Here is a 20,732-nt window from a genome sequence, read left to right as displayed (position 1 = left end):
TGGGTCTCGTGCACCCAGAGGGCAAGCCTTCGTACCGGCTTCACAGGTGGGACGAGCCGGGGCTGTTTGCCGTGTCTGCATTACTTCCGGCCGCCCTGCTGCGGCCGTGTTCGACGAGGACTCGCCCCTCAACGCCGCATCGCGCGGATACCTGAGCGCGCTGATGACCGTGGCCGAACCCGCGGTGCCCCGTCAACCGCCCTCTGCCGGACGGACTTCGACGGTGTCCCGTGGGTCGATCACCAGCGGGACGCTGCCGACCGGCCGTCCCGTCGGGAGCGTCTTGTGCAGCACGCCGTCGGTCGCGGTCAGCCGTACCTCGCGGGTCGCCATGCGCAGCAGCGCCGGACGGTGGGTGGTCATCACCACGGTCCGGTCGGTGACCAGCCGGCGCAGTGCGGCGACGACCAGGCGCTCGGCCTCCATGTCGAGCCCCGACGTCGGTTCGTCCAGCAGCACGATCGGCGCGTCGGCGAGCAGGGCCCGGGCGATGCCCACCCGTTGCCGCTGGCCGCCGGACAGCCCGGTACCGCCGTCGCCGAGTCGGGTCTCCAGACCGTCCGGGAGCCGTTGGGCGAAATCGGTGACCAGTGCGGCCTCGGCGGCCTCGGCCACCTCGCGGGGGGAGGCGTCGGGCCGTGAGTAGCGGATGTTGTCCGCCAGCGTGCCGGAGAACAGGAAGGTGTCCTGGAGCACCATGGCGGCCTGGCGGTGCAGCCACTGCTCGGGCAGGTCGGTGGTCGCGCGGCCGTCAATCCGTACCGCACCCCGGGTGGGCCGGTACAGACCGGCGATCAGGGCGAGCGCCGTCGACTTGCCCACACCGTTCGGCCCGGTCAGCGCCACCCGTTCGCCGGGGCTGATGGAAAGGTCCAGGCGGCGCAGCGCGGGCCGTCGGCCGTAGGCCATGGCGACCCCGCTGAAGTCGATCCGCCCGGTGGCACGGGCGGGCAGGTCCGCGGTGGTCCCGCTGGTCGGACGCGGTTCGTCGAGGATCGAGATGATCCGTTCGGCTGATGCCTGCCCCTGACTGAACGTGATGGACAGCTTCGACAGTGACCGCAGCGGGTTGACCATCCCGGCGAGGTAGCTGAGCGCGACCACCAGATGGCCGACACTCCACCAGCCGTGGGTCACGCCCGTGCCGCCGACCCACAGCAGTGACGCGGTGCCGAAGGCCGTCGCCACCTCCAGCATCGGCACCCGCCGGGCCTGGATGTCGGTCGCGTCCAGCCCGGCCCGCAGGGTGCCGTCGCTCTCGGCCGCGAAGTGCTGGTCGTGCAGGTCCTGTCGGCCGAAAGAGTGCACGGTCTTGATGCCGTGCAGGGACTCGGTGACCAGACCGGCCAGCCGTCCTTCGGCCGCCCGCTGCCGTCGCGCCGCCCGATGGCCGAGCCGGTGGTTGCGGGCCCCGGTGACCAGGACCAGCGGAATGCAGCCCAGGCCGATGAGGCCGAACCGCCAGTCGAGGAAGAGCAGGGCGGTCGCGAAGCTGGTGATGGACAGCAGCCCGGGGAACAAGGTGGAGAACAGCGCCACCAGACTGTCCTTGATCCGGCCGCAGTCGGTGATGATCCGGCTCGTCGACTCGCCCACCGACTGCCGGTCGTGATAGCTCATCGGCAGCCGCTGCAGATGGGCGTAGGCGTCCGCACGGATCGCCACGCTGATGCGTTCGCCGGTCCCGTTCATCACCCGGTCACCCGCGTAGTCGAACGCCCCGGACACCACGGCCAGCAGCACCACGGCGGCGGCCGCGGTGGTCAGCATGGCGGTTTTCCCGGTACCGAACAGATCCAGTAGTGAACTGAGCGGATTGTGCGAGGAACTCATTCCGAGTACACGGTCGATGACCGCGGCGACCGGCCACGGGGTCGCCAGGTCCGCGGTCATCTCACAGATACGCAGACCGAATCCCAGCGAAAGTATCCGCAGATACGGCGTGCCGAACCCACGGAATCGCCATAGTGCGTGCTGGGTCTTGTGGGTGCCGCTCATGTCGTCACCACCGGGGTGGATGTGCTTCTTATCCGGGCCCGCAACTCCGCATTGCTGCCCTGCGAATGGATGCCGTGGTCGGCCATGGCGGCCAGCACGGCAGGGGCGAGTACGGGATCGGCGGTGAGGAGTTCGCGCAGCGACTCGGAGAAGCGGTTGCGTCGGTCCTGCTCCTCCCGCACCGGCCCGTCGGACCCGCCGAGCCCCGACAGGCCGCCCAGCAGCATGCGGTTGAAGCGCTCGCTGTCACCGCCCTCCGCCAGCACCCGGGCCCGCGCGGACCACAGGGCCGAGGCCCAGATGGTCCCGTTGGCATGCGCGTGGCCGCTGGACTTGGGCCGGAGGAAGGCCATGGTCCAGCGGGCGTCGAGCTTGCGCCGCCGCGGGTCCCACTCCGGAATGTGCGCCCGGTGCCAGCCGTAGATGTCGGGGGTGCCCAGCAGCAGCGCGGTCAGGAAGTCGGCGGTGCCCTCGTCGAGGGCGACCTTGCCGCTGTGCTGGGCGTCCGGCGGCCGCAGGCGGTTCACCCGGAAGTCGGCGGTGTGGCGGCAGATGTGGTGGCCGACCTCGTGGTAGACGATCGCCGGATTGTGCGCCGGGGCGTGGAAGTACGGTGTGGCCGACCCCAGGACGAAGGCGCGGCCGCTGCCGAGGTGGACTTCTCCGGTCGGCGCCACCGGGTGCGGCTCGGGCGGGTTCGCCGCTCCGGGAAGCCGGTAGTGGCCGCCTCCCCAGCGGGTGGGGGAGGAGTGGGCGCCGATCCGCACCAGCAGGTGCGGCAGCGGTGTCTCCAGCAGGGCGGCGGCCGACCGCAGGGCGCGTTGCGCGTGGTACGCGGCGTTGGTGAGGCCGAACGCCCGCGCCTGCCGCTCCGCCTCGGCGGCGGCCAGCGGGCCGCCGCCCGCCGCCGGGTCGTACACCAGGTCGGCGCCGTGCAGCAGTTCGCCACCGCGTTCGTCGCACACCGTCACCTCGGGCAGCACGAGCTCGGCGGGCCCGACGACCGTCGCGTCGAGTTCCACCTCAGCCAGCCGGCCCGGCCCGGTACCGCCGTCCGGCAGATAGGCGGCGACGCGCATCACTGTGCGAGGGCGTGGTCGGCCAGCAGATCAAGCGCCGCCCCTTCGGCGAGCTGGGCGGGGGACAGTACCGGCAATCCGGTGACGGCGGCGGCCTCGCGCGCCGCCAGCGGGCTGGCCGTCACCAGACCGCTGACGGCCAGCACCGGCACGCCGGTCGACCGGAGCAGATCGACACCGGCGCGGGCGGCGAGCGCGTCGCCCACCGCGAGCACCGTGCCGTGGCAGACCGCGGACAAGGAGGCGGTCAGCAGCCGTGTCTCGTCCTGCAACAACCCGTCCGCGATCTCCAGCACGATCGCGTTCGCCCCGTCGTGTACCAGGGTGTCCCGCATGGCGATCATCGTGGAGCGGAGCCGGTCGGTGGGGTAGCCGAACGTCGAGGACATCCCGAAGTCCAGGAAGTCGACCACATGGGCCGCCCCCGCGTCGATATAGGTCCAGCGGTCCTTGCCGCTGCCGGATCCGGTCACCTTCGCGGCGCCCGCCACCAGCCCGGCGCGGGCCCAGCCGCTGATCAGACCGGCCGCGGTGGTGGTCTTCCCGGAGTTCATCGAGGAACCCACCACCGCGATGGCGTGCGCCCCGGCCCCGGGCTCCGGTAGCTCGGCGGACGCCGCCGCGGGACGGGGCCTGGCGAAGTGCTCCAGGGACAGTGGCAGGTTGTCCTCATTGGTGAGCGCGCCCACGATTTCCAGTTCGGTGGGCGCCAGACAGCTGGTGTGCCAGGAGACGGCGGTGCCGATCACGCCGCCCGCGGTGAGCAGGTGCGCCCGTGGACCGGGCCGGTGGTAGCCCTCGTAGAAGTCGGTCGCATACCGGTTGCCGCATGCGCCGACCACGAGATCACCCTTGTGCAGGCGGACACCCCGGCCGTGGGCGTCCTCCAGCCGTTCATGGCCGCCCACACGGGTAACCTCCGCAACGACCAAATCACCGAGTTGCGGTGGTGAGGCCAGTCCGCCCAGCCGACATCGCCTCATGTCGGGGACTCGGCGGGTGACATGACTCCATTTCGCCGTGGACAAGTCCCTCATCGGTACTCCCAACAGGCCCAAAGCCTCGACCGGCGAGGAGCCTTACGTTGATTTAAAAGCCGCACTGTCGCGGCTCCTTGCCGGAAGCGGAGGCGTTTGCACGGGCATTGCGGCTACGCCGGAATCAGACTGATCGAAAGCTGCGGCAGTGCCATCCGCACAATCATCGTGATTCCTTCCACCTCCCCTCGCAATCCGGCGCGCCAGTCTGGTAGGCCAGCTGGGTAACGTGCCCCATTTCACCGGTGTTCTGACGGGGTGGCGGGTGCCCTCCTGACGGTGAATCGAACACCTTGGCGGCCACGGTGACGGCCGCTTTTGTCGGCCATATGGGCCACGGTTTACGGCAGTTCACCGCGCGGAGCCGTGCTCGGCGCGGGGCGGCGGGCCGGTCTCCTGTCGAGGATGGACGAAATGTCCGGTATGGCAGAGATTCGGATGAGGTTCCCCTCTGCCGGCGGATCGCCGAGCTGGCCGATCGGGTCCCGACAGACCGTCGCGTCGATGTCGCGGGCGTGCGCTCCGGCCGGGTGCCCCAACCCGCTATGCGGCCTCTGTGAGTTAGCTGTGAAGTCGCCGGGACTTCATGGCCGCGCGGTACCCGACGTAAAGAGAAATTCTTGGTAAATTCCCGCCCGTGCATGGCCGGTGCGGTCGCCGGGCGGCCCGATTCTGGAACGGGCCGGAACAGTGCGCGGGGCTTGGCCGCCGGGGGGATGTGGGCGGATGTGCGTAGTTGCCGACCGCTGCCGGTCATCGTGCTCGCTCGTTACCCCGGCGGCGGGGAACCAAATCCCTGGGAATCGCATTCTTGTACAACGGATAACCTCTTCGAGTACGGGAGGGGGGCGCGGCACGATCTGCCGCTGTCGCCTTGCCGTGCCCAGGGCCGGACGGCGTCCGGCAGGTGCCGAAGACGACAAGCAATTCCCGAGGGACCATGACAGACACGAGCCGGCTGCTGCACTCCAAACGGATTGTCAGGATCGGTCGTGCCCCCGACAACGACATCGTCGTCAGCGACCTCATGGCCTCCAGATACCACGCCGAGCTCCACGCCACCGAAGAGGGCGAGTTCGAGGTCGTGGACCTGGACAGCTCCAACGGAACCTATGTCAACGGCCATGCGGTCGAGCGGTGCGCGATAGGTCCGAGCGACCTGGTGGGCATAGGCCAGACCACGTTCCAGCTCGACGACGACCGGTTGGTGGAGCGCGGCGACGCCGAATCCGGCACCTTCACCGCCCGGGAGCTGACGGTCAGGGAACGGCATCGCGGCGAGTACAAGACCCTGCTGGACTCGGTCAGCTTCGATCTGCCGGAGAAGTCCCTGGTCGCGATCATCGGCCCGTCCGGCTCGGGGAAGTCCACGCTGCTGCGCGCACTGACCGGATACCGGCCCGCTGACTCCGGTGAAGTGCTGTACGACGGGCGCGACCTCTACCAGCAGTTCGCCGAACTGCGGCACCGCATCGGCCTGGTACCGCAGGATGACATCCTGCACCCGCAGCTCACCGTGATGAAGGCGCTGCGCTATGCGGCGCGGTTGCGCTTCCCGCAGGACACCGACGCCGCCGAGCGGGACGCCCGAGTCACCGAGGTACTGGCCGAGTTGGGGCTGTCCCACCGGGCCGAGAACCGCATCACCGCGCTCTCCGGCGGCCAGCGAAAGCGCGTCTCGGTCGCTCTGGAACTGCTCACCAAGCCCGCGATGCTGCTCCTCGACGAGCCGACCTCCGGTCTTGACCCGGGTCTCGACCGGCAGGTGATGCAGATGCTGCGAGGCCTCGCCGACGGCGGCCGCAGGGTCGCGGTGGTCACCCACAGCGTGGCCAACCTCCATATGTGCGACCGGCTGCTGGTACTGGCCCCCGGTGGCCGCACCGCGTACTTCGGCCCGCCGCAGTACGCGCTGGACTTCTTCGGACACCAGGACTGGGCCGACGTCTTCCGCGACTTCGACCAGTACCCCGACCGCGACTGGGCCGCCATCTACCGGGAGTCGATCCACCACCGCACTTACACCGCGGGCAAGTCGGAAGAGCCGGACCAACCATCGGACGACGACGCCGTCCAGCCGCAGAGCGTACCCGCCGTACGGCCGCCGAAGCCGCCGAGCTGGGGCTCCCAGTTGGTGACCCTGGTACGGCGCAACTTCTCGGTGATCGCGGCGGACCGCGGCATGTCGGACTGCTCGCCGCGCTGCCGCTGATCATGGGGGTGCTGAGCGCCGCGGTGCCCGCGGCGTACGGCTTCCTGGCCGCGAACCAGCCCAGCGGCCGTCCACTCGCCTGCGGACCGATCGCCAACGTCGACGCCCAGTGCGTACTGCTGGTCCTCGCCATCGGAGCCTGTCTGACCGGCACCGCCAACTCGGTGCGCGAGCTCGTACAGGAGCGGGTGATCTACCAACGGGATCGGGCCACCGGACTGTCCAGATCGGCGTACGTCCTGTCCAAGGTCACCGTGCTCGGAGTGATAACGGCGGCCCAGGGGCTGGTACTCGCCGTGATCGGCCTCGCGGGCCGCCGTCTGCCGACCGCCGGTCTGGTCACCCAACTCTCCGCGGTGGAGCTGGTGTTGGTGGTGGTGCTGCTCTCCATCACCTCGATGATGCTCGGCCTGATCATCTCCGCGCTGGTGCGTACCGCGGAGAAGACCATGCCGCTGCTGGTGGTGTCCACCGTGGCGCAGGTGATGTTCACCGGTGCCATCTTCCCCATGTTCAACGACACCGGGCTGGCCCAGCTGTCCTGGCTCGCCCCGTCCAGGTGGGCGGTCGCGGCGCAGGCCGCCACCATCGACCTGACCAGGATCGGGCCGCCCGCGGACGCCGCGCACCCGAACCTGTCCGATCCGCTCTGGGCGCACACCGCGACCCAGTGGACCCTGGACGTCGGGGTGCTGGTCGGACTCGGCGTGATGGGCGTGGCGGTGGTGACCGGAATGCTGCGGCGGCACGAACCACAGGTCATGCGCCGCCGCTGACCGAGGCCGTCACGTCGTGGCCGTCCCCACCGGGACCGGGCTCGCCTGCCCGGCCGGTCACCCCGCCGCCGACCGTACGGCTCCCAGCAGTGGCTGAAGGCCGCTGCCGCCCCGTCGCCGGGATGCGATCAGCTCCCGGCCGGGGTGCCATGGGACTGAGGAGGTGGTGGTGCCATGGCGCATGCGGTCTGGGGCGGCGCGCTCTCGTTCGGTCTGGTCACCGTGCCGGTGCAGATGTTCGGCGCGACAGAGAGCCACACGATCCGCTTCCACCAGATCCAGCGCGGCACCGCCGACCGGGTGCGCAACAAGCGTGTCAACGAGCGCACCGGAGAGGACGTCGCGCTGTCGGACATCGTCAAGGGCTACGACATCGGGGACGAGTACGTGGTGGTCGAGCCGGACGAACTGGACGAGATCGCCCCCGGCCGGTCGAAGAACCTGGAGATCAGCGGATTCGTCGACCTGGACAAGATCGACCCGGTCTACTTCGACAAGACGTACTACCTGGCACCGCGCGGCGAGGAGTACGCGAAGGTCTACGCCCTGCTGGTGGAAGCCCTGAAGAAGGCCGGAAAGGCCGGGATCGCCACCTTCGTGATGCGCAACCGCGAGTACCTGGTGGCGGTCAAGCCGGTGGACGACGTCCTGGTCGTGCACACCCTGCACTGGGCGGACGAGGTGCGCGATCCGCACCGGGAGATCGGCGGACTCCCGGAGAACACACAGGTCCAAAAGCGTGAGCTGGACACCGCGGTGCAGTTGGTCGACGCACTGAGCGTCGACTGGGATCCCAGGGAATACCGTGACACCTACCAGGAGCGGGTACGCGAACTCCTGGAGGCCAAGCGCTCGGGTGGCACGGTGGAGAAGGCGGAACCGGCACCGCGGTCCACCAACGTCATCGACCTCACCGATGCCCTGCGAGCCAGCCTGGAGCGGGCGAAGGGGAAGGGCGGTGAGGCCGGCGCGAAGAAGCGCGCTCCCGCCCGCGCGGAGAAGAAGACCGACAAGGCGGGTGCCACGGAGAAGAGGCGCGCGAGGAAGACCACCCGGGCGGCGGATCTCGCGGGGCTGAGCAAGACCGCGCTGTATGAGATGGCCGCCGAAGCCGACATCCCCGGCAGGTCCACGATGAGCCGCGAAGAACTGATCGAAGCGCTCTCCGCCGCCGGCCGACGGCGCAAAGCCAAGGCATCGGCCTGACCGCGATGCCGGTAGCGCCGGACCGGCAGGTGCTGGACGTCGACGGCCACCGCCTGGTCCTCACCCATCTGGACAAGGTCCTCTTCCCCGATACGGGCACCACCAAGGCCGCCGTGCTGCACTACTTCGTGCGGGTGGCGCCGGAGATGCTGGACCACTGCGCCGGACGGGCGGCTTCCTTCGTCCGTGCGCCGGACGGCCCCGACGGCCAGATCTGGTACGCCAAGAACCCGCCACCGGGCCTCCCGGACTGGGTCACCACCACCCGGGTGGCCAGCCGGGAGGGCCCGGCGCGCTATGTGGTGATCGACTCCGCCGCGGCACTGCTCGCCATGGTCAACCTCGGCGCCTACGAGATCCACGTACCGCAGTGGACGACCGCGAACGGGCCGGACGCGCACGACCGGCTGGTGTTCGACCTGGACCCCGGCGAGGGCGCCGACCTCGTGCTGTGCTGCCGGATCGCACAGGGCCTGCGGCAACTCCTGGCGGACGACGGCCTGGAGGCCTATCCGGTGTTCTCCGGCTCCAAGGGGCTGCACCTGTACGTACCGCTGCGCCCCGCTCCGGAGAAGCAGGCGTCCGGCTACGCCAGGGCGTTGGCGGTGCGGATGCAGCGGGAGCACCCCGACCTGGTGACGGCGGTGATGACACGCGCCGTACGGGCGGGCAAGGTGTTCATCGACTGGTCGCAGAACGCCTCGGCGAAGACCACGGCCGCCCCCTACACCCTTCGGGTCAAACGACGCCCGGCCGTCACCGCCCCCGTGACCTGGGACGAGGTCATCGCCTGCGAGCACCGGGACGACCTGGCCTTCACACCGGACCAGGTCGCGGAACGCGTCGCCGAGCGGGGTGATCCGCTGGCGGGCCTGGCGGACCCGGCCAACGCAGCCGAGCTTTCGCGCTGATGGGCCTCAGGAACCGGCGGTGCCGCCTGCCGCTCGGGTGAGCCGGGTGCCCAGCGCACCCAGGTACTCGGCCAGTTGCGGCGGCTCGTGCACCTCGAACTCGCAGCCCAGCGCGGCCAGTCGGAGCGTCGGCCACTCCAGGGAGTCCGCCCTGCTGTGCAGTCGGCAGCTGCGCTCGTCGATCGGCTCCAACTGACCGGCGGCGCGGCCCAGTCGGCGCGCCACCTCCTCGACCGGGGCGTACAGCGTCGCCACCGCCCGGTAGCTGGGGGGAAGACCGGACAGCTTGCGGGCGACGTAGGCTGCCGCGTTCCGGGTGAAGAGCTTCGCGGCGGGCATCGGCGTCCAGCTTACTGTGGTGGGTGGCGGGCGGCCTGCTGGCGGTCTTCGCCCTGATGTCCGCGCTGCCGAAGCGGGCGCCGCGGCACGCCGACGAGCCGGTGGCGGTGAACGAGTCCCAGGACGCGCCGCGGGAGACGACCGACGAGCCGGCGCTTGTGAGCTGACCCGTTCGGCGTGCGTCGGCACCGTGACCTCCGGGGGCGGTCACGGTGCCGACGCACGTCCGGTCAGGAACCGCCGATCTGCTTCAGGGAGGGAACGTTGTCGGTGACGTTCGCCCCGTTCTGGCTACCGGCGTTCTTGACGCCGTTGACCGTGTTCTGGATCTGGTTGAAGTCGCTGTCGGTGGCGTTGCCGCCCTTGATCTTCGAGCCCAGGTCCTTGAGCTTGTCGACGCCGCCGGTGAGCGGCGCCACCGCCTTCGACAGCAGCGGGTCGCCCTGGGCGTCGCGGATCGCCGCCTTGAACCGGTTGTATGCGAAGGCCGCGGCCAGACCACCCTTCACCAGGGCGGCGGTGCGCCCCCTGGCGCCCTTCTGGAACGTCCCGGCCTTGTACGGCTTGTAGATCCACTGGTACACGGCGCCTGACGCCAGGCTCGCGTTGGCCACGAACTTCGTCTTGGCGAACCGGACCTTGTCCTGCGAGGCCGACGCCGAGGCCGGGGAGGACGATGTCTGCTTGGTCTTGCTCGAACAAGCGGGCAGCAACAGCAGCAGCGCCGACATCAGTACCGCGAGAACACCGTGGCCTAGCCGGGAGGGTGACGACAGCACCGGATCACTTCCCTTGGTTTCGCGGCTCGTCCCCGCATGCGGTGGGCTGAGCGGTTTCGGGTATCCGTCGAGGCGGTCGCCCCTGATCGGACTCTTTCCCGGCCGTCGGCGCCGCACCACCTCAAGGGCGCCAATCGGGTGAACGGCTGCCACATGCCGCGAAATACTCCAAATGTGGCGAGTCGCACGCTAGCCCGATAGTGTGACGTGACCGACTCATTCGCAGTAAGTGCATCTACTCATCAGGCAGTAGGTGCACTTCGTGACGATGGGAGAAGCGCAGTGAAAGCCATGACGTCCAACTCTGCTCGTCTCGCTGTTGTCGGAGCCCTGTCCGCCGCCCTGCTGGCCGGTGGTACGACGGGCGCGATCGCCGCATCGGCCGCGCCCAAACCCGCGCCCAGCGCGTCCGCCAAGTCGTCGCTCACCATCAAGGTGAGCCCCACCACCGTCAAGGCCGGGCAGCAGGTCACCATCGTCGGCGCGGCCAAGGGCCTGGCGACCGGTAGTACGGTCCAGCTGCAGCACCGGAACGGTTCCAAGTGGACCTCGCTGCAATCGAGCGCCAAGGTGCTCAAGGGCAACATCTACAAGCTGACGGCCAAGCTCAACACCAAGGGCAGGGAAGTGCTGCGCGTCCATGACGGTACGACCACCTCTTCCCCGGTCACCGTAACGGTGCGCTGACGCGCCGCTTCACTCGCACGCCTCATTCAGGGCCGCCCCGCACGCGGGGCGGCCCTGAATGACGTTCCACCGTCACATTCTCATCACACAAGCACCCTACGATCGCCACATGCCCGATGCGCTCGAACTCCCTGACGATCTGATCGCTCTGCAGTGCGCTGCGGACGCGGCCTTGGCGGCACTGGGTGGCCCCGACGTGGGGTCACCCTCGAACTGGTCGCCGCGACAGCGCCGAGAATGGGACGAGCGATGGGAGGCGTACCGGCGGGCGGCATACGCCCTGAACGAGCACCCCCTAATGCGCCGGGCGGCGGTCGAACGCCGCCACCGGGAAATGCGCAACGCACTGCGGGCCGCCGTACGTCATCGCTGACGCTAAGCGGGCGAATTCGACGCCGGGCGTCGAAAGGCCCCGAAAGGAGCAGCCCTTCGGCGGCGTACACACGAATGGGGTGCCACCGCCATAGCCGGGCGTCCGGCCGGAGATACGTTGCGGGCTCCGGAAAACGGCGGCGGAGGCGGCAGTTGACGCTTTCCGCCAGGTGGCTGTGTGGACAGTTCGGAAAACCGACAGAACGACCGCGGCGCAACAGATCTGACGTCTTGCCAATTGTCGGATAATCGCCTAGGGCTTTTGCCATGGCAGTAAACGGCGACGCCATCACTGCCAGTGAGCTCGCCAGGCTTTTTCCTGGTCCGTTTCAGGAGGGCAGGACGGCATGCAGGCAAAGTATCTCGCGTACGGGCTCGCCGCCGCGGTGGCGGCGGGCGCGGTGGGCGCACCGGCAGCGGCGGCCGCACCGGCGGCCCCCGGTGGGTACGCCTCAGGCTCATGGGACCATCTCGCGAACTGCGAGGCCAGCGGTAACTGGCACATAAACTCAGGGAACGGCTACTACGGCGGTCTGCAGATCAGCGGGCACACCTGGCACGCCTTCGGCGGCGGCGCCTACGCCGCGCGCGCTGACCAGGCCAGTCGTTCGCAGCAGATCGCGATCGCCAACAGGGTCCTGTCCAGTCAGGGGCTCGGTGCCTGGCCGGACTGCTCCGCACGAGCCACCGGACTGGGGTACGGCCGCCACCACCTGAGTAGCGGCTACTCGCGCCATACGTACCGGCACGCGTTCCGGTGGCACCGGTACCGGATTCATCTGCGCCACCGGCACTGGTTCCATGCCTATCACCGCTGGTTCCACGGGCGTCACTACCGGCTGCACTGGCGCCGGTACTGGGTTCACCGGCACCGGCACTGGGTCCGCTGACCATCGGGAGACGGCTGACCGGCCGGTCCGCGGGCAACGGAGCCCAAGCCCTGGCGGGCCGGTCGGCCGTCTCACCCGCGTGCCCCGTGCGGCGAACCGGGGGGAAACCGTGCTCCGTTCGAGGGAGTCGGGGCGTGTGAGCGCCGGGCGTGCAGTGCGCCGGGCTGCAATGGCCCAATGGACGCATTTGCACTACTGAGACGCGCCTCGCGATGCCGCTCAGGGCGAGGCGACCGACCTGCGATCTTCGCGGGACCCGGGGACGCTCCCCGGGAGGGCCTGGCGGTCGGAGCCGACTCATGACCGCGCGCCGGCGGCAGCGCCAGCCGGTCGAACGGTCACGGCGCGCTGTGCTGGGCATGGTGGCGATGGCCCTGACCACCGGCGCCGCACCCGCGTCGGCGCTCGCCACCCGCAGGAGTCCCCGGATCGACCCACCGGCCAAGTCCCGAAGCCTGCTCCTCGCGGCCGATCAGGCCAGTGAGCGGGTGCTGGTCCTCGACCCGCACGACGAGTCCTGGGAGGACCGCGGCAGACGCGCCCAGCGGTCCGCCGCGCGGGCGGCGCTGTGGTCCTGGTCGCCGGCTGACGACGGCAGCCTGAACGCCCTTAATCCGCAGCGCAGTTGGCGCAACGTGAGCGAGGCCAAGCACCGGGTGGTCAACGGCCGGCAGTGGCTGCTGACCTGTGCGTCGGGGGGCCTGGCAGCGATGGTGTCGTACCCGCACGGTGATGTCGCGTGGGCCGCCTTGGTCGGCGGAAACACCCACAGCCTGGAGCTCCTGCCCAACGGCAACGTGGCGGTCGCCGCCAGCACCGGAGGGTTCATCCGGATCTACACCGCCTCACAGGGGCCGCGTTCCGCGGGGTACGTCCAGTTCGACCTGCCTGGTGCGCACGGTGTGCAGTGGGACAACGCCAACGACACGCTGTGGGCCCTGGGCGAGAGCGAGTTGATCGGGCTGAAGGTCGACGGTACGGACGCCCGGCCCGAGGTGGAGGCGGGAGCGACCGTCAGCCTTTCCGACCGGGGCGGCCACGACCTGGCGGCGGTGGCGAAGGACGGCAACCGGCTGTGGGTCACCACCACCCACCATGTGCGTCAGTACTCCATCTCCGAAGACGCCTTTGTGGCGTACCCGGGGCAGCGCGGAATCGACCGGGCCGGAGTGAAGAGCGTCGGGGACGATCCGGACACCGGCCAAGTCCTCACGGTGACCCCGCAGTCGGGCAATCCATGCCAGTGGTGCACGTCCACCATTGACTTCCATTCGCCCGACGGCCGCCAGGACACCGCGGGAGCGAGCCTTTACAAGGCGCGTTGGCTGTTGCCGTCCGACGCGGACGGGGAGTGATCCAGTTCCCGTTGGCCGGAGTTGATCTTTTGGTGGGCTGGTCACGCGGCTAGTCTTCGCCGGGGGAGTCTGTCGAATGATCAGCGGGGGGAAGTATGGGCACGGTCAATGTGGGCGTGGTCGGGGTCGGCAACTGCGTTTCCTCGCTGGTACAGGGTGTGCGGTTCTATGCGGATGCGGCGGGTGCGCCTGCCGGATTGATGAACCCCGTGTGCGCCGGTTACGCCGTTTCCGATGTGGTGTTCACCTCGGCCTTCGACGTCAACACCGCGAAGATCGGAAAGGACCTCTCGGCGGCTATCTGGGCGCCGCCGAACAATGCTCGTGAATTCGCCGATGTGCCCCATCTCGGGGTGCCGGTGGTCGAGGGCGTCCTCGGTGACGGTGTCGGTCGGCACTGCGCGGACCGGATCGACGCGCGCGGCGGGGCCACGCTCGACGACGTGGTCCGGCACCTGGAGGACACGGACACCCACGTCGTGGTGAATTTCCTTCCCGTCGGGAGCCAGAGCGCCTCCGAGGTCTACGCCGAGGCGGCGCTGCGGGCCGGGTGCGCGTTCGTCAACTGCATCCCGGCGGTCATAGCGCGCTCGCCGCAGTGGGCGGGCAGGTTCGAGGCCGCTGGTCTCCCGTTGATCGGCGACGACCTCAAGAGCCAGTTCGGTTCCACCCTCGTACACCGCGCACTGCTGGACGTGCTGGCCGCGAACGGGGTGCGGCTGCGGAACACGTACCAGCTGAACAGCGGCGGCAACATGGACTTCCTCAACATGCAGGACGCCGACCGGATGCGGAGCAAGAAGGCCACCAAGGCGGCGGGGATGTCCGCCGGCGCGGGGCGAGGACCGGACATCGCCGCGGAGAACGTCCATGTCGGTGCGGACTACGTTCCGTTCCTGGCCGACCGGAAGGTCGCCTTCATCCGCGTCGAGGGGGAGGCGTTCGGCGGGACTCCGCTCGAACTCGATCTGCGGCTGAGCGTCGAGGACTCCCCGAGCGCCGCGGGCAACGTGCTCGACGCGGTGCGCTACATGAAGTCCGCGTTGGACCGGGGGGAGTCCGGGGTCATCGATCCGATCGCGGCACTGCTGATGAAGGCGGCTCCGCGGCCCGGCCGCTAGGTCAGCCGAGCCACCGGCGCGGTGCGGTCCGGTGCCGGGCGTTGCCGGGCGCTTAAGGCGGTGCTTTCGAGCTATCGAGGATGCCTTACCCGACTCGGACTAACCCCCGTTTGTGGATGGCGAGTTCGCACACGCAGCGCGGCCGGACGCCCGCTCGCGGGCAGTGCGCCGCTGCGCCGGGGGCGGCGCGGGAAAGCGTGGTGGGAAGGCTCAAATTACGCTCAAGTGATTCCCGTGGTCTTGTGACCGGTGGGTAATAAGTGGCTCCGCGTGGTCCCACTGAACTGGACTCTTGACCAGTTCTTTGCTAGTGGCGTGAGGGGCGGCTGAGAGGAGGAGACCTAGGGGAAACACGCAGGACACCAGCAAATTATCTCTGGAAGGTAACTATTCATCGTCGGCTCTTTGCGGACGTATGAACGCTCCCTACTCTGAGGCAACTCTTCTCAGCAAGCTCTGCCATTAATGGAGAGGCCCCTCATGGTCAGTGTTGACAAGTTCGCCCCGCAGACGGCGCGGGACCCCAGTACGCTCCGTCGGGATGTAGGCCTGATCGGACTGCTCTGGGCGTCTGTCGGTTCAATCATCGGTTCAGGATGGTTGTACGGGGCGCAGAAGGCCGTGGTCGTGGCTGGCCCGGCCGCCGTCATCTCTTGGACCATCGGCGCGATCGCGATCGTGCTGCTCGCCTTGGTCCATGCCGAGCTCGGCGGGCTCTTCCCGGTCGCGGGCGGTACCGCCCGCTATCCGCACTACGCCTTCGGCGGACTCGCCGGTATGTCCTTCGGCTGGTTCTCCTGGCTCCAGGCGGCCACGGTGGCCCCGATCGAGGTCGAGGCCATGATCGGCTACGCCGGCCACTGGTCGTGGGCACAGGGCTTCCTTAACAAGGACCAGACACTGACAGTCAGCGGCTTCATCGTCGCGCTGGTCCTCATGGCCGTCTTCGTCGCGGTGAACTTCCTCGGTGTCCGGCTGCTGGCACACACCAACAGCGCCGCCACCTGGTGGAAGGTCGCGGTCCCGCTGCTCGCGATCTTCGTGTTGGCCATCACCCACTTCCACGGTGGCAACTTCACCTCGCACGGCTTCGCACCGTTCGGCGCCAAGGGCGTCCTCGGCGCGATCAGCACCAGCGGCATCATCTTCGCGCTGCTCGGTTTCGAGCAGGCGATCCAGATCTCCGGTGAGAGCAAGAACCCCAAGCGGGACATCCCCCGGGCCACCATCGGCTCGGTGTTCATCGGCGCGGGGATCTACCTGGCGCTCCAGGTGGTGTACATCGGCGCGCTGCCCGCGAGCTCCTTCGCGAAGGGCTGGGCCAAGCTGGACTACGCCGGCATCAGTGGTCCGTTCGCCGGTCTGGCGACCGTCATCGGACTGGGCTGGCTGGCCTGGGTGCTGTACGTGGACGCCATCATCTCTCCCGGTGGTACCGGTCTGATCTACGCCACCTCCACCTCGCGTATCTCCTACGGTCTGAGCAAGAACGGCTACGCCCCGACGCTGTTCGAGCGCACCAACGCCCGCAGCGTTCCGTGGTTCGGTCTGATCATGGCCTTCGTGACCGGCGTGATCTGCTTCCTGCCGTTCCCGAGCTGGCAGCAGCTGGTCAGCTTCATCAGCTCGGCCAGTGTCCTGATGTACGCGGGTGCCCCGCTCGCCTTCGGCGCGCTGCGCAGCCGCCTGCCCGAGCGTGAGCGGCCGTACCGCCTGCCCGGCGGTGGCATCATCTCGCCGCTGTCCTTCGTGATCGCGAGCCTGATCATCTACTGGTCCGGCTGGGACACGCTGTGGCGCCTGGGTGTGGCGATCATCCTCGGCTACGTCCTGCTCGGTTCGTACGCCGTGTACGCCAGCCGGAAGGGTCTGCCGAACGCCCCGATGCTGAACTGGAAGTCCGCGCAGTGGCTGCCGGTCTACCTGATCGGCATCGGCCTGATCTCCTGGCAGGGCGGCTTCGGCAACGGAACCGGCACCATCCCGCTGTGGTGGGACATCGCGATCATCGCGGTGTTCTCGCTGGTGATCTACTACTGGGCCCGTGCCACGGCACTGCCCAGCGAGGAGATCCAGCGGAACATCGACTCGGTGACGGTGGTGGACGAGGGCGGGCACTGAGCCTTCCGCGTCCTGACATGAATGAGCCCGGCCGGTCCTCCGGCCGGGCTCAGTCGTTGCTACGTGGATTCGCCGCGCGCTACGGCGGGCCCTCGGTCCCGGCCGGGAATCCGCTGCCATGGGCGGCGGGACTCGATCTCGGCGGCCAGGCCGAGCAGGGTGTGCTCGCCGCCCAGCGGTGCGACGAGTTGCACCGCGCACGGCACCGCGTGGGACAGGCTGCCCATCGGCACGCTGATCGCGGGCCAACCTGCGAGGTTCCAGGGCGGGGTGAGCGGTGAGTACCGCGTGCTGGTGATCAGGTTCGACAGCCAGCCGCGCTCGTACGACGGGCCCGCCGCCGGGCCGGGACGGGCGAGGGCGGGCATGACCAGCACGTCGTGCCGGGCGAAGAACGGCGCCAGCCGCTCGCGCAGCCGGGTGCGCAGGTCGGCGTGCGGCAGCGGAGTGCGGGCGAGGACCCGCCCGAGTGCGGAGTGCCGCCGGGTGCGCCGGTTGAGCAGCCCGGCGGGCAGCCCCTCGGCGTCAGCGGCGGTGCCCGCGGTCCAGCGGGAGAGCACCGCGGCGCCCAGCCAGACCGGATAGGGCGGATCGGCCGGAGTGACGCGGTGTCCGGCCTGCCCGAGCAACTCGGCAGCGTCGCGGGCGGCCTGGGCGTACGGCGCGGTGACGCCGACGCCCGGCAGCGGGCTGCGTACCGAGACGGCGATGCGCAGCGGGCCGGACGCCGGGCGGTCCGCCCGGGGTGGGTCCTCCCCGGCCAGCACCGAGAACATCAACCGGGCGTCGGCGGCGGTCGTGGCCAGCGGGCCGTTCTCCGACATGCCGAACCAGTCGCCGTCGCCGATTCCGGCGGGCACGGTCCCGAAACCCGGCTTGAGGCCGATCAGTCCGCAGTTGGCGGCGGGTATGCGCACCGAACCCATACCGTCATTGCCGAGGGCGATGGGGACCATGCCGCCCGCCACCGCCGCCGCGCTGCCGCCGGAGGAGCCGCCGGCCGTGCGGGCCGGGTTCCATGGATTGCGGGCGATGCCGTAGACGCTGTCCGTCGTGCCGAAGACGCACAACTCGGGCACGTTGGTCAGACCGACCACAACGGCGCCGGCGGCACGCAGCCGTTGGACCGTGGGGTGGTCGGCCAGGGCGGGGGTGTCGGTGGTGGCCGCGGAACCGTTGCGGTTGGACTCGCCGCGTACCGGCAGGTTGTCCTTGACCGCCACCGGGACTCCGGCGAGCGGCAGTTGGGCGAGATCAGGCCGGGCGGCGACCGCATCCGCCTCGGCCAGGGCGAGTGCGGAGCGCACGGTCCGGAAGGCGCCGATTCCGGAGTCCTCGCGCTCGATGTGTGCCAGATGCCCAGCCACCACCTCGCGGGGCGTGGCCCAGCCCTCGCGTACGGCGGCTGCTATCTCAACGGCGGTACGTCCAGGCCACATTGGCATACGCGCTGACCTTTCCTCGGACCATGGTCGACGGCTGGTGTCGCGGCCCGCCGAGCATATTGCCGGGGCCGCCGGTCAGGCGAGGGCGCGATGCTCGCGCGCCGTCGCATCGTATTCACCGGCAACCGAGCGCAGCAGCAGCACGGCGATGTCGTCCGTGCGGTGCCTGGCCTGCTCCGCGTGCGCGGTGAGGGCGTCGGCCAGGGCGTCCAGCGGTCCGTCGTCGAAGCGGGCGAGTGTGCTGCCCAGCGCGTACAGCGCGTCGTCCATGTCGACGCCGGGCGCCTCGATCAGGCCGTCGGTGTACAGGGCCAGGACCGTGCCCACGGGCATCGCTATCCGGGTGAGCGGATAGCTGGCGATGGCCTCCGCGCCCAGCACTATCCCTCCGGCCACCTTGGGCACCCGTACCTCGCCCTCCGGGGTGCGCAACAGCGGTCGAGGGTGTCCGGCGGTTGCCAGCAGCGCGTACTTACCGCGTAGGTCAACCCGTAGATATATGCAACTCGCGATCAAATTCGTATCAAGGTCATTCATAAGGCGATTGGTCTGGGAAAGAACGGCGCCCGGGTCGGCACCCGCTGTCGCATATGCCCGTACAGCGGTGCGTATTTGGCCCATAAGCGCGGCGGCCGCCACATTGTGTCCCTGGACATCGCCGATGACCGCGCCCGCAGTGCAGCGGTCCACTCGCAGGATGTCGTAGAAGTCGCCGCCGATATCCATTCCCTCGGTTCCCGGGAGGTAGCGGGCGGCTGCCTCCAAACCGGGCAGAACGGGGAGGGCGTGCGGCAACAGGCTTTCCTGTAGACCGTGGGCGAGTTCCAGTTTGGCGTCGTACATCCGCGCCCGGTCCAGGGCCTGCGCGATCAGACCGCCCAGCGAGGTCAGTACCGCGCGTTCATGGACGGTGAAGCGGTGCGGCTCATCGAATGCCAGTACGCAGGTGCCCACCAGCCGTCCCGACGCCACCAGCGGCAGATATGCCCAGGCGGACATGGTGTCCCGCATCTCCGGCCGCACCGGATACATCCGCTCCAGCTCTTCCCGCGACTCGAAGAACGCAGGTGCCCCGGAGATCAGCGCGTGCACGCCCGGAGTCGCGGAGGTCAGGGGCGTGCCGTCGAAAGTGTCGATGAGGCCGGACGGATAGCCGCGGTGCCCGGCGATCAGCAGCCGGTCGCCTTCGGCGATCAGGATCGCCACTGCCTGCGCTCCGAAAGAGGGGACGATCTGGTCGGCGACCAGATCCACCACGTCCACCACTCCGGCGGCCTGGGTGAGCTTACTGGCGAGGTGCAGGATGTGGTAGTAAGCGCCCGAGCGGGTGGGCAGCTCGGCGTCGGCCGCCAGTATCGGGCCCGGCATGTCGTGCGGTGCCACATTGGCCTCGTTGACCCGCACGGTGATCCCGGAGGCATCGGGATAGAGCCGGAAGGCCAGCCACCGGTCGGGCGGCCGGAGCGCCACGAAGGACGAGATCTGCCGACTGGCCAGCGCCGCCCGGTAGCGGTCCTCGTACACCGGATCCCGTAGCCACGGCAGTACGTCCCAGGGCCGGGCGCCCAGCAGTCGGACCGCCGGGGCCCCGAGCAGGCTGGCCGCCCTGGGTGTGACCCAGACCAACCGGCCCCGGGGGTCCAGGGCGCACATCCCCTCCGGCAGCCGCTGGACCATCGCCGCGAGGCTCTCCGGACTGCCCGGGTCGCCGCTCTCCTCGGTCAAGATCAACGGCTGGGGACCGGCCCGCACCGAAAGGCCCGCCACCGCGGCTTCGCGCAGCAGACGGGCCAGGTCGGCGGAGAGTTCCATCAGGGCGTCGTGCTCGGTGTCCGACAGCTCCGGGGAGTGCCAGCCGGGCCAGCATGTGAAGATGGCCCCGATCGCCGCCCCCTCCGCGACCAGCGGTAGGGCGGCGAGCGAGAACGCGTACGGCAGGACCAGCGCGATGGCCGGATACAGCCGCACCATCGCCTCTTCGCTGCCCACCCACACCAGACGGCGGTCGCGCATCGCGTCCGACACCGGTGCCGAAGTGGCCAGCGCCACCCGCTCCCACGGTCCGATGAACTCCCGTGGCATCCCCAGCATCATCACGAGTTCCAGCACGTCCGCACCGGGCACCGGAACGTAGAGCGCGGCCACATGGGCGCCGAGCCGGTCCCTCGCCGCGTCCAGGCGTGCCATCAGAGCGTCGAGAGCCTGGCGAACGCCCGGGTCGATGGCGTCCGTCCCTGAGCCCGGCGAGGCGGACCGTGAGTCGCGAACCATTGCCACCTCCACGTCTGCCCATTCTTGCGCCGATCGCGGCGATGAACGACCGGTGCCGTCCGGCCTTCGGTGGCGGCCGCCGGCAGTGGCTACCGCCACTGTGCGTAGGCGGCCTATTGCGGTTCGTGATCAT

Annotated in this window: 18 protein-coding genes; 11 read left to right on the top strand and 7 right to left on the bottom strand. The window is 69.5% G+C overall.

The window, feature by feature from the left end:
• Positions 1-192 precede the first annotated feature (192 nt).
• From P2L57_RS10435 to P2L57_RS10425, 3 genes are read right to left on the bottom strand one after another with little or no spacing between them, the layout of a single operon-like run.
• Positions 193-1,998, bottom strand: a complete 1,806-nt coding sequence (locus P2L57_RS10435; protein ID WP_275811740.1) for an ABC transporter ATP-binding protein — start codon at positions 1,996-1,998, stop codon at positions 193-195.
• A complete protein-coding gene (locus P2L57_RS10430) occupies positions 1,995-3,080 on the bottom strand; it encodes a hypothetical protein (RefSeq protein ID WP_275811739.1) in 1,086 nt (361 codons plus the stop codon). The genes P2L57_RS10435 and P2L57_RS10430 overlap by 4 nt, the downstream gene beginning before the upstream one ends.
• Positions 3,077-3,985, bottom strand: coding sequence for a DUF1611 domain-containing protein (locus tag P2L57_RS10425; RefSeq protein WP_275811737.1), 909 nt, complete (start codon positions 3,983-3,985; stop codon positions 3,077-3,079). Before P2L57_RS10425 ends, P2L57_RS10430 begins: the two co-directional genes overlap by 4 nt.
• A 1,069-nt stretch (positions 3,986-5,054) precedes the next feature.
• Here P2L57_RS10425 and P2L57_RS40675 point away from each other — a divergent pair.
• The 4 genes from P2L57_RS40675 to ligD all read left to right on the top strand — a co-directional run bounded on the left by P2L57_RS40675 (position 5,055) and on the right by ligD (position 9,219).
• On the top strand, positions 5,055-6,326 hold the full coding sequence (locus tag P2L57_RS40675; RefSeq protein WP_372515674.1) for an ATP-binding cassette domain-containing protein: 1,272 nt from the start codon (positions 5,055-5,057) through the stop codon (positions 6,324-6,326).
• 2 nt (positions 6,327-6,328) lie between these two features.
• Positions 6,329-7,102 carry an ABC transporter permease gene (locus tag P2L57_RS40670; RefSeq protein WP_372515673.1) on the top strand — a complete coding sequence of 258 codons (774 nt, stop codon included), beginning with the start codon at positions 6,329-6,331 and terminating at the stop codon, positions 7,100-7,102.
• A gap of 174 nt (positions 7,103-7,276) precedes the next feature.
• Positions 7,277-8,308, top strand: a complete 1,032-nt coding sequence (gene ku / locus P2L57_RS10415; protein WP_275811735.1) for a non-homologous end joining protein Ku — start codon at positions 7,277-7,279, stop codon at positions 8,306-8,308.
• Between the two features lie 5 nt (positions 8,309-8,313).
• Positions 8,314-9,219 carry a non-homologous end-joining DNA ligase gene (gene ligD, locus P2L57_RS10410; protein WP_275811733.1) on the top strand — a complete coding sequence of 302 codons (906 nt, stop codon included), beginning with the start codon at positions 8,314-8,316 and terminating at the stop codon, positions 9,217-9,219.
• Positions 9,220-9,225: 6 nt separating this feature from the next.
• Here the strand turns inward: ligD and P2L57_RS10405 are convergent, their stop codons facing one another.
• Positions 9,226-9,558, bottom strand: a complete 333-nt coding sequence (locus P2L57_RS10405; protein WP_275811731.1) for a WCX domain-containing protein — start codon at positions 9,556-9,558, stop codon at positions 9,226-9,228.
• Between the two features lie 23 nt (positions 9,559-9,581).
• Here P2L57_RS10405 and P2L57_RS10400 point away from each other — a divergent pair, with 23 nt between their 5' ends.
• Complete coding sequence (locus P2L57_RS10400; protein WP_275811729.1) at positions 9,582-9,725, top strand: hypothetical protein; 144 nt, start codon at positions 9,582-9,584, stop codon at positions 9,723-9,725.
• A gap of 63 nt (positions 9,726-9,788) precedes the next feature.
• On the opposite strand, the gene P2L57_RS10395 is transcribed toward P2L57_RS10400, so the two are convergent.
• On the bottom strand, positions 9,789-10,337 hold the full coding sequence (locus P2L57_RS10395) for a hypothetical protein (RefSeq protein ID WP_275811727.1): 549 nt from the start codon (positions 10,335-10,337) through the stop codon (positions 9,789-9,791).
• 291 nt (positions 10,338-10,628) lie between these two features.
• On the opposite strand from P2L57_RS10395, the gene P2L57_RS10390 reads away from it, so the two are divergent.
• From P2L57_RS10390 to P2L57_RS10365, 6 genes are all read left to right on the top strand, one after another.
• Positions 10,629-11,024 carry a hypothetical protein gene (locus P2L57_RS10390; protein ID WP_275811725.1) on the top strand — a complete coding sequence of 132 codons (396 nt, stop codon included), beginning with the start codon at positions 10,629-10,631 and terminating at the stop codon, positions 11,022-11,024.
• A gap of 109 nt (positions 11,025-11,133) precedes the next feature.
• On the top strand, positions 11,134-11,397 hold the full coding sequence (locus P2L57_RS10385) for a hypothetical protein (protein WP_275811723.1): 264 nt from the start codon (positions 11,134-11,136) through the stop codon (positions 11,395-11,397).
• A 346-nt stretch (positions 11,398-11,743) separates the two neighbouring features.
• The gene (locus P2L57_RS10380) at positions 11,744-12,286 is read left to right on the top strand and encodes a transglycosylase family protein (protein ID WP_275811721.1); all 543 of its coding nucleotides are present in this window, start codon (positions 11,744-11,746) and stop codon (positions 12,284-12,286) included.
• A gap of 299 nt (positions 12,287-12,585) precedes the next feature.
• Entirely contained in the window at positions 12,586-13,641 is a 1,056-nt protein-coding gene (locus P2L57_RS10375; protein WP_275811719.1) for a DUF6528 family protein, read from the top strand.
• A gap of 95 nt (positions 13,642-13,736) precedes the next feature.
• On the top strand, positions 13,737-14,762 hold the full coding sequence (locus P2L57_RS10370) for an inositol-3-phosphate synthase (protein WP_275811717.1): 1,026 nt from the start codon (positions 13,737-13,739) through the stop codon (positions 14,760-14,762).
• A 480-nt stretch (positions 14,763-15,242) separates the two neighbouring features.
• Complete coding sequence (locus P2L57_RS10365) at positions 15,243-16,883, top strand: APC family permease (RefSeq protein ID WP_275811715.1); 1,641 nt, start codon at positions 15,243-15,245, stop codon at positions 16,881-16,883.
• Between the two features lie 59 nt (positions 16,884-16,942).
• On the opposite strand, the gene P2L57_RS10360 is transcribed toward P2L57_RS10365, so the two are convergent.
• On the bottom strand, positions 16,943-18,328 hold the full coding sequence (locus P2L57_RS10360) for an amidase (RefSeq protein ID WP_275811713.1): 1,386 nt from the start codon (positions 18,326-18,328) through the stop codon (positions 16,943-16,945).
• Positions 18,329-18,403: 75 nt separating this feature from the next.
• Positions 18,404-20,599, bottom strand: a complete 2,196-nt coding sequence (locus P2L57_RS10355) for a SpoIIE family protein phosphatase (RefSeq protein WP_275811710.1) — start codon at positions 20,597-20,599, stop codon at positions 18,404-18,406.
• Positions 20,600-20,732 lie beyond the last annotated feature (133 nt).

It is taken from the genome of Streptantibioticus ferralitis (assembly GCF_029223525.1).
Lineage (GTDB): Bacteria > Actinomycetota > Actinomycetes > Streptomycetales > Streptomycetaceae > Streptantibioticus_A > Streptantibioticus_A ferralitis.
This window is presented reverse-complemented; position numbering and strand designations above follow the sequence as displayed.

Excerpts from the sequence above, each read along its gene's own strand:
- P2L57_RS10385 (WP_275811723.1), top strand. The coding sequence starts at position 11,134 with ATGCCCGATGCGCTCGAACTCCCTGACGATCTGATCGCTCTGCAGTGC.
- P2L57_RS10355 (WP_275811710.1), bottom strand. The coding sequence starts at position 20,599 with ATGGTTCGCGACTCACGGTCCGCCTCGCCGGGCTCAGGGACGGACGCC.
- P2L57_RS10405 (WP_275811731.1), bottom strand. The coding sequence starts at position 9,558 with ATGCCCGCCGCGAAGCTCTTCACCCGGAACGCGGCAGCCTACGTCGCC.
- ligD (WP_275811733.1), top strand. The coding sequence starts at position 8,314 with ATGCCGGTAGCGCCGGACCGGCAGGTGCTGGACGTCGACGGCCACCGC.
- P2L57_RS10360 (WP_275811713.1), bottom strand. The coding sequence starts at position 18,328 with ATGCCAATGTGGCCTGGACGTACCGCCGTTGAGATAGCAGCCGCCGTA.
- P2L57_RS10390 (WP_275811725.1), top strand. The coding sequence starts at position 10,629 with ATGACGTCCAACTCTGCTCGTCTCGCTGTTGTCGGAGCCCTGTCCGCC.
- P2L57_RS40670 (WP_372515673.1), top strand. The coding sequence starts at position 6,329 with ATGGGGGTGCTGAGCGCCGCGGTGCCCGCGGCGTACGGCTTCCTGGCC.
- ku (WP_275811735.1), top strand. The coding sequence starts at position 7,277 with ATGGCGCATGCGGTCTGGGGCGGCGCGCTCTCGTTCGGTCTGGTCACC.
- P2L57_RS10365 (WP_275811715.1), top strand. The coding sequence starts at position 15,243 with ATGGTCAGTGTTGACAAGTTCGCCCCGCAGACGGCGCGGGACCCCAGT.
- P2L57_RS40675 (WP_372515674.1), top strand. The coding sequence starts at position 5,055 with ATGACAGACACGAGCCGGCTGCTGCACTCCAAACGGATTGTCAGGATC.
- P2L57_RS10380 (WP_275811721.1), top strand. The coding sequence starts at position 11,744 with ATGCAGGCAAAGTATCTCGCGTACGGGCTCGCCGCCGCGGTGGCGGCG.
- P2L57_RS10435 (WP_275811740.1), bottom strand. The coding sequence starts at position 1,998 with ATGAGCGGCACCCACAAGACCCAGCACGCACTATGGCGATTCCGTGGG.
- P2L57_RS10370 (WP_275811717.1), top strand. The coding sequence starts at position 13,737 with ATGGGCACGGTCAATGTGGGCGTGGTCGGGGTCGGCAACTGCGTTTCC.
- P2L57_RS10375 (WP_275811719.1), top strand. The coding sequence starts at position 12,586 with ATGACCGCGCGCCGGCGGCAGCGCCAGCCGGTCGAACGGTCACGGCGC.